The organism is uncultured Brevundimonas sp., from assembly GCF_963975535.1.
GTDB lineage: Bacteria > Pseudomonadota > Alphaproteobacteria > Caulobacterales > Caulobacteraceae > Brevundimonas.
Genome location: NZ_CAXBHE010000016.1, coordinates 23,027 through 30,763, shown reverse-complemented (window position 1 = coordinate 30,763; position 7,737 = coordinate 23,027). Strand labels below are relative to the sequence as shown.

The window sequence follows — 7,737 nt, the reverse complement described above, 5'->3', positions numbered from 1 at the left end:
CCGGCGTCAATCGCACCGTACCAACCGTTCGGCTCAGCCGCCGCAGCACCGGCGGCAAAAAGCCCCGCTACCGCAACGCTTGCCAGGAGTTTCAGCTTCATTGTGTCCTCACAAAAAAATTAGATGCCCGAATGCCTACGCTTACTACGTGGCGATCCCATCACCGAACGGGATTATACCCTAGCGGTTCCCGTTTACGACCATCAATGTGGCGACTGTGGCGCCATTTCAACACAAATGCCGGTTTTCGGGCTAGAAACGGCCGTCCGGGGAGAGTCCCCAACGCCAGGGAGAAAGACAAATGACGATGCGTTTCGACGATCGGGTGGCGATTGTGACCGGGGCCGGCGGCGGTCTGGGGCGCTCGCATGCCCTGGCCCTGGCCGCGCGCGGGGCCCGGGTCGTCGTCAATGACCTGGGCGGCGCGCGGGACGGATCCGGCGGGTCCAGCAGTGCGGCCGAGTCCGTCGTGGCCGAGATCGTGGCCGCCGGCGGCGAGGCCATGGCCAATGCGGCCTCGGTCACCGACTACGCCGCCGTCCAGGCCATGGTCGCGGCGGCCATGGCAAAATGGGGCCGGGTCGACATCCTGGTCAACAATGCCGGCGTCCTGCGCGACAAGACCTTCGCCAAGATGGAGCTGGAGGATTTCCGCTTCGTCATGGACGTGCACCTTATGGGGGCGGTCCACTGCACCAAGGCGGTGTGGGACATCATGCGCGAGGCCAACTACGGCCGCATCGTCATGACCACCTCGTCCTCGGGCCTGTACGGCAATTTCGGCCAGTCGAACTACGGCGCGGCCAAGATGGCCCTGGTCGGGCTGATGCAGACCCTGTCGATCGAGGGGGCGAAGAACGACATCCGGGTCAACTGCCTGGCCCCGACCGCCCACACCCGCATGACCGAGGATCTCGGGGCCCGGCTGCCGCTGGACCTGCTGGAGCCGGAACGGGTCACCCCGGGCCTGCTATACCTGGTCAGCGAGGCCGCGCCGAGTCGCTGCATCCTGACCGCCGGGGCCGGGGGTTTCGAGCGCGCCCATATCACCCTGACCCAGGGCATCCATGCGGTCGGTGACGACGCGGCGGAACAGGTCGCTGCCCGCTTTGCCGAGATCTCGGACCGCACCGGGGAGATCGTGCCCGAAATGGGGGCCGCCCAGGGCATGATCGAACTGACCAAGGCGCAGGCAGCCCAGGCTAGCTGACGACGTGCGCCTACGCTCGCCGCGCGACGGCTCGCAGCCTGAGGCGCGGAAGCGCTTGCGTTGACGCAACGGCAGGGGCCTAGACCATCGGTAGGAAACCGCTCTCAAGCCGCGAGCCTCCGCGAGGCGAGCGATAGGGCAAACAACAAGGATCATCGCAGATGTCCCGTGACGCCGTCATCGTCTCCACCGCCCGCACCCCGATCGGCCGCGCCTATCGCGGGGCCTTCAACGACACCCAGGCCCAGCAGCTGGGCGGTCACGCCATCCGCCACGCGGTGGCCCGCTCGGGCGTCGATCCGGCCGAGATCGAGGACGTGGTCATGGGGGCGGCCCTGCAGCAGGGCTCGACCGGCACCAATATCGGCCGCCAGGCGGCGCTGGCCGCCGGCCTGCCGGTCACCACCGCCGGCATGAGCCTGGACCGTCAGTGCGCCTCGGGCCTGATGGCCATCGCCACGGCGGCCAAACAGGTGACCCACGACGGCCAGGTCGTCGCCGTCGGCGGCGGACTGGAGTCGATCTCGCTGGTCCAGAACCAGAACATGAACCTGTACCGGATGCAGGATCCGGCCCTGCTGAAGCTGCAGCCGCACATCTATATGTCGATGCTGGAGACGGCCGAGGTGGTCTCGGCCCGCTACGGCATCAGTCGCGAGGCCCAGGATGAATATGCCCTGCAATCGCAGCTGCGCACGGCCGCGGCCCAGGCCGCCGGCCATCTGAACGCCGAGATCGCGCCGATGACCACGACCATGCAGGTCCTGGACAAGGCCACCGGCCAGACCTCGACCAGGGAGATCACCCTGTCGATGGATGAGGGCAACCGGCCCGAGACCACGCTGGACGGCCTGTCCTCGCTGAAGCCGGTGTTCGGCGGCGGCGAGGTGATCCAACAGGGGCTGTACATCACCGCCGGCAACGCCTCGCAGCTGTCGGACGGGGCCTCGGCCTCGGTGCTGATGGAGGCGAAGGAGGCCGAACGTCGCGGCCTGACGCCGCTTGGGGCCTATCGCGGCATGGCCGTCGCCGGCTGCGAACCCGACGAAATGGGCATCGGCCCGGTCTTTGCCGTGCCGCGCCTGCTGGCGCGCCACGGCCTGACCGTCGACGACATCGGCATCTGGGAATTGAACGAGGCCTTCGCGACCCAGGTGATCTATTGCCGCGACCGGCTGGGCATTCCCAACGACCGGCTCAACGTCTCGGGCGGGGCCATCTCCATCGGCCATCCCTACGGCATGTCCGGCGCGCGCATGACCGGCCACGTCCTGATCGAGGGCAAGCGGCGCGGGGCGAAATACGGCGTCGTCACCATGTGCATCGGCGGCGGCATGGGTGCGGCGGGTCTGTTCGAGATCTATTGAGGCGACCGGCGCTCAGACCCTGGTCCGGCCGGAACCGGGGCCCCCGGGGGCAGCCGTTCCGGCCGGGTCGATCTCGACCTGTCGAAGGGCGCTGACATAGGCGTCCCGCCAGGTCGAAACGTCGGTGTCGCGCACCACCTGCATCAGGGCTGACCAGCGCTGCCGGCGTTCGGCCAGCGGCATGGTCAGGGCCCGCTGGATGGCGTCGGACAATTCCTCGCGACTGAAGGGATTGACGATCAGCGCCGCGGTCATTTCGGCCGCCGCCCCGGCGAAGCGGGACAGGATCAGGACGCCGGGGTCCTCGGGATTCTGGGCACAGACATATTCCTTGGCCACCAGATTCATGCCGTCGCGCAGCGGGGTCACCAGACCGACCCGGGCCGCCCGGTAGATTCCGGCCAGCTGATCGCGGCGGTAGGTGCGGTTGAGATAGCGGATGGGCTGCCAGTCCATCTCGGCATAGGCACCGTTGATCCGGCCGGCCAGGGAATCGAGACGTCCGCGCATGTCCTGGTAGGTGTCGACCTCATCGCGGGAAATGGGGGTGACCTGCAACAGCAGGACCTCGGACCGGATGGCGGGATTGTCCTTGAGGAACTGCTCGTAGCCGAGCAGCCGCTCCTCCAGCCCCTTGGAATAGTCGAGCCGGTCCACGCCGACGATCAGAGACCGGAAGGCGGTCGAGGACAGCATGCGATCATAGGTCCGCACCCCGAGCGGCGAATTGCAGGCCTGCAGGAAGCCGTCGACGTCGATGCCGATCGGGAACACCCCGCCCTGCACCCGGCGTCCGAAAGCCGCCATGCCGTCATTGCCGGTCAGGGTGCCGCCGGCTTCCGCCGCGACATAGTCCCGGAACAGGTCCAGCCATTCGCGCGTGTGAAAGCCGACCAGATCGTAGTCGAACATCGACTCCACCAGCCGCCGGTGGTGCGGCAGGGTCACCAGCAACTGCCGCACCGGCCACGGCGTATGCAGGAAGAAGCCGATCCGGTTCCTGACCCCCAGCCGGCGCAGGTCCCGGGCCAGCGGGATCAGATGGTAGTCATGCACCCAGATGATGTCGTCGGGCTCGATCAGCGGTTCCAGGACCTCGGCGAACCGCCGGTTGACCCGCTCGTAACCCTCGCCGTAGCTCCGCTCATAGGCGGTCAGGTCGACGCGGTGATGGAACAGGGGCCAGAGCGTCTTGTTGGCATAGCCGTTGTAATATTCGTCGACGTCCTGGGCCTCGAGATCGACCAGGCCGACGCTGACCCCGGCCCGGTCCTCGACCTTCAGTTCGCCGGTAAAGGTGTCGACCGTCTCGCCGGACCAGCCGAACCACAGGCCGTGGTATTTCCTCAGGGCCGCGGCCAGGGCCATGGCCAGCCCCCCGACGGACCCTCCGGCCGGATCGACCGGGGCCGAAACCCGGTTCGAAACGACGATCAGCCGGCTCACCGGACGTCCGTCCACGAACGACTCAGCAGCACCGCGCAGTTGATGATGCCGACGAGGGAATAGGTCTGCGGATAATTGCCCCACAGCTCGTCCGTGCCCAGGGCGATGTCCTCGGACAGCAGGCCGGCGTGGGTGCGCCGGCTCAGCATCTGTTCGAAGATCTCGCGGGCCTCGGCCGTGCGACCGTTGAGGTGAAGGGCCTCGATGAACCAGAAGGTGCAGAAGTTGAACGCCGTCTCCGGCTCGCCGAAATCGTCCGGCTCCACGTAGCGGAACAGGTAGGGGCCCTTCTTCAGGTCCCGTTCGATGGCGTTGAAGGTCGCGACCTGACGCGGATCCATCGGATCGAGGAAGCCAAGATCGACCAGCTGCAGCAGGCTGGCGTCCAGTTCCTTGCCGCCGAAACTGGCTCCGAAACGCCCCGCCTCGGGAATATAGGCCTCGGCTTCGATGCGCGCCCGGACCGTGTCGGCCCGTTGCGCCCAGACTTCGGCCCGGTCAGCCAGCCCGAGAACGTGCGCGGCCTTGGCCAGCCGGTCGCAGGCCGCCCAGCACATGACCGACGAATAGGTGTGCACCCGCGCGATGGTGCGGAACTCCCACAGACCCGCATCCGGCTGGTCATGCAGGGCGAACGCCCGGTCACCGACCTTCTCGAGGGCATAGAAGTCCGCCACCGACCCTGGCCGGATCAGGCGCTGGTCATAGAAGGACTGGACCAGCGGCAGCACGATCTGGCCATAGACATCGTGCTGCAGGTGCTCGTGCGCCTGGTTGCCGATCCGGACCGGTTTCATGCCGCGGTAGCCGTCCACGCTGTCGATGATCCGCTCGCCCAGCCCGGCTTCCAGACCGACGCCGTAGACCGGCTGGACATGGCCGCCGGCGGAATTGTCGACGAGGTTGCGCAGATAGACGAGGTAGTTCTCGAGGATGTCGACCGCCCCGAGCCGGTTCAGGGCGCGCACCGTGTAATAGGCGTCACGGATCCAGCAGTAGCGGTAGTCCCAGTTGCGCCCGCTCTCGGGAAATTCCGGAACCGAGGTGGTCATGGCCGCGACGATGGCACCGGTTTCCTCATAGGCACACAGCTTGAGGGTAATGGCCGCGCGGATCACTGCGTCCTGATAATCGAGCGGGATGTAGAGGGTGCGGACCCAGTCCTTCCAGTAGACCACGGTGCGGTCCAGCGTCGCCGCCACACCGGGGCCGACCTCCTGGTCGTAGCCTTCGTCAGGGCCGAGGAAGAAGGCCAGCGGGGTTTCCAGGCGGAAGGTCCGCTCCTCCAGTATGTGGGACACCGGGCAGTCCGTCGTCAGCCGCAGGGTCACGTCGGTACAGTGATAGCGGATATGATTGGAGCCGGAGGTGGCCGCGGCCCGACGCGCGCCCCAATCGGCGGAGGGGCGCAGTCGCACGCAGATTCGCGGGACGCCCGAGAGCGGCCGGATGATCCGCCCGAAGGCGACGGGGCGGTAGGTCCGGTGATGCTTGTGATGCCGCGGCGCGAAATCGATGATCTCGACCGCCGCCCCGTCCTCGGCCGTCAGCACGGTCCGGAGAACCGGCGTGTTCTTGATATAGGCCTGCTCGACCTCCTTCAGGTCGGCCAGACACACCTCCCAGAAGCCATGCTCCGGGTCGTCTCCGTCCATCAGGGCCGAAAACACCGGGTCACCGTCAACCCGGGGGGCGCAGGCCCAGACATAGCGACCGCACCGGTTGATCAGGGCGCTGACCGAGCAATTCCCGACCGGGGCCAGATCGAGGGTCTGTTTCATTCGGGGACCTCGCTCAGGGACTCCAGCCAGTCGAGCACCGCCGCCACGTCCGTCAGACCGAAACGGGCCGCCGTCGACCGGGGCGGGCCGACCAGGACGCCGAAGCCACCGAGGGTCGCCGCGGCCCGGAATCCGTGCTCGTCGGTCAGGTCATCGCCCACCATCACCGGCGTCGCCCCCTGGAACGGGGCCTCAGCCATGAAGGCGGACAGCGCCGTGCCCTTGTCGGTGCCCGGGGTCTTCAACTCGACCACAAGATTGCCGGCCTGCAGCGACAGGCCGGTGTCCTCGGCGAGGCGTCCGGCCAGGTCCCGGGCCGCGACGGCGTGATCCTGCGCGCCGCGAAAATGGAGCCCGGCCGACACGCCCTTGTCCTCGACGATCATGCCGGGACGGTCTGCGGCGAAGTCGTGAAACGCGGCCACCACTGTCCGGACGGCCGGCGCGGGATCGCCGACCACCAGCGTGCCGTCATCGCGGCGTCGCTCCAGGCCATGCACGCCGGATGCCGAACGCACCGCGTCCTCGCTGATCCGGTCCACCTCGGCCAGGGTTCGTCCACTGATGATGGCAACCCGTCCGTCGAGGCGGTCGAGCACGGCCTGAAGCACGGCCGTGCGGCGTGGGTCGGGAACCACGGCCTCGGGTGTCGGTGCCAAAGGCGCGAGGACGCCGTCGAGGTCGAGAAACAGGGCCGGACGCGGCAGGCGCGCAGGCGGCGGCGGCAGGGGCCTCGCCGACGGGGTTCGATCAGGCGAGGCAGCCGCCTGCGGGTCATGTCCGGACATCGCCATAGGCCGAAGGTAACGCCGCACACCGCGAAAGGTTGATGCTTTTGTGAATTTCCGTGCGGCCGGACATCGGCTGACGGCGCGCGCGGCATTGTGAAAGGCGGCCGGATGCGGCAATTCCGGGCCATGACCGTCGCCATCACGCCCTCCTCTCCCGCAGAGACCGCCGCTATGCTCGACCGGGCCCGCGCGGTGATCCGGCTCAACATCGCGGCGCTCGAGGCGCTTGACGGGGCCATCGACGACAGCCTGGGCCGGGCCTGCGACATCATCCTGGACCGACCCGGCTATCTGGTGGTCACCGGGATGGGCAAGTCGGGGCATATCGGCGGCAAGATCGCGGCGACCCTGGCCTCAACCGGCACCAATGCCTTCTTTGTGCATCCCGCCGAGATGAGCCACGGCGACCTGGGCATGCTGCGCAAGGACACGACCCTGCTGGCCCTCTCCAACTCGGGCGAGAGCCGCGAGCTTCGCGATCCGCTGATCTTCTGCCAGCGCGAGGGTATCCCGGTCATCGGCATGACCCAGCGGCCGACCAGCTTCCTGGGGCGCAATTCGGCGGTCTGCCTGACGATGCCCCAGGTGGCCGAGGCCTGCCCCAACAACCTGGCCCCGACGACCTCGACCCTGATGGCCCTGGCCCTGGGTGACGCCCTGGCCATGGTGCTGATGGACCGGCGCGGCTTCAGCGCCGAGGCCTTCGGCCTGCATCATCCGGGCGGCAAGCTGGGCATGAGCCTCCAGAGCGTCGGGGACTGGATGGTCGACCGCCCGGCCCCGCCGGCGACGGTGCCGCTCGACGCCCCGTTCAGCGAGGTGGTCTCGTCCATTACGGAGGGGCGCAAGGGGGCGGTTGCGGTGGTCGGTGCCGACGGCATCCTAGCCGGGATCATCACCGACGGCGACGTGCGTCGGGCCTTCACCCGGGACATTGCCGCCGTGGTCGCTGCCGACATCATGAGCCCCAACCCCAAGGTGGTGGGCCCCGGGGCGCGAATGAGCGACGTGGTCGACCTGATCGTCCAGAACAAGATCTCCAACCTGTTCGTGACTGTGGAAGGCCGGCCTGTCGCCATCGTCCACATCGCTGAACTCATGCAGGCCGGCTACGTCTCCTGAGGGAACGACGCCCGCGACGG

The 7,737-nt window shown here is 67.8% G+C and carries 6 protein-coding genes; 3 read left to right on the top strand and 3 right to left on the bottom strand.

Annotated elements, in window-relative coordinates:
• The first annotated feature begins 301 nt into the window (after positions 1-301).
• Together AACZ75_RS15220 and AACZ75_RS15215 are read left to right on the top strand one after the other, a co-directional pair.
• Complete coding sequence (locus tag AACZ75_RS15220; protein ID WP_339874011.1) at positions 302-1,210, top strand: SDR family NAD(P)-dependent oxidoreductase; 909 nt, start codon at positions 302-304, stop codon at positions 1,208-1,210.
• A 161-nt stretch (positions 1,211-1,371) separates the two neighbouring features.
• A complete protein-coding gene (locus AACZ75_RS15215) occupies positions 1,372-2,577 on the top strand; it encodes an acetyl-CoA C-acyltransferase (protein ID WP_339874009.1) in 1,206 nt (401 codons plus the stop codon).
• Positions 2,578-2,589: 12 nt separating this feature from the next.
• Here the strand turns inward: AACZ75_RS15215 and AACZ75_RS15210 are convergent, their stop codons facing one another.
• The 3 genes from AACZ75_RS15210 to otsB are packed head-to-tail and all read right to left on the bottom strand — an operon-like array spanning position 2,590 to position 6,592.
• Entirely contained in the window at positions 2,590-4,023 is a 1,434-nt protein-coding gene (locus tag AACZ75_RS15210) for a trehalose-6-phosphate synthase (protein WP_339874013.1), read from the bottom strand.
• Positions 4,020-5,804, bottom strand: a complete 1,785-nt coding sequence (locus AACZ75_RS15205) for a glycoside hydrolase family 15 protein (protein ID WP_339874008.1) — start codon at positions 5,802-5,804, stop codon at positions 4,020-4,022. Before AACZ75_RS15205 ends, AACZ75_RS15210 begins: the two co-directional genes overlap by 4 nt.
• A complete protein-coding gene (otsB, locus tag AACZ75_RS15200) occupies positions 5,801-6,592 on the bottom strand; it encodes a trehalose-phosphatase (RefSeq protein WP_339874007.1) in 792 nt (263 codons plus the stop codon). Before otsB ends, AACZ75_RS15205 begins: the two co-directional genes overlap by 4 nt.
• A gap of 129 nt (positions 6,593-6,721) precedes the next feature.
• Between otsB and AACZ75_RS15195 the strand changes: the two genes are divergently transcribed.
• A complete protein-coding gene (locus AACZ75_RS15195) occupies positions 6,722-7,717 on the top strand; it encodes a KpsF/GutQ family sugar-phosphate isomerase (RefSeq protein WP_339874006.1) in 996 nt (331 codons plus the stop codon).
• The last annotated feature ends 20 nt before the right edge of the window (positions 7,718-7,737 follow it).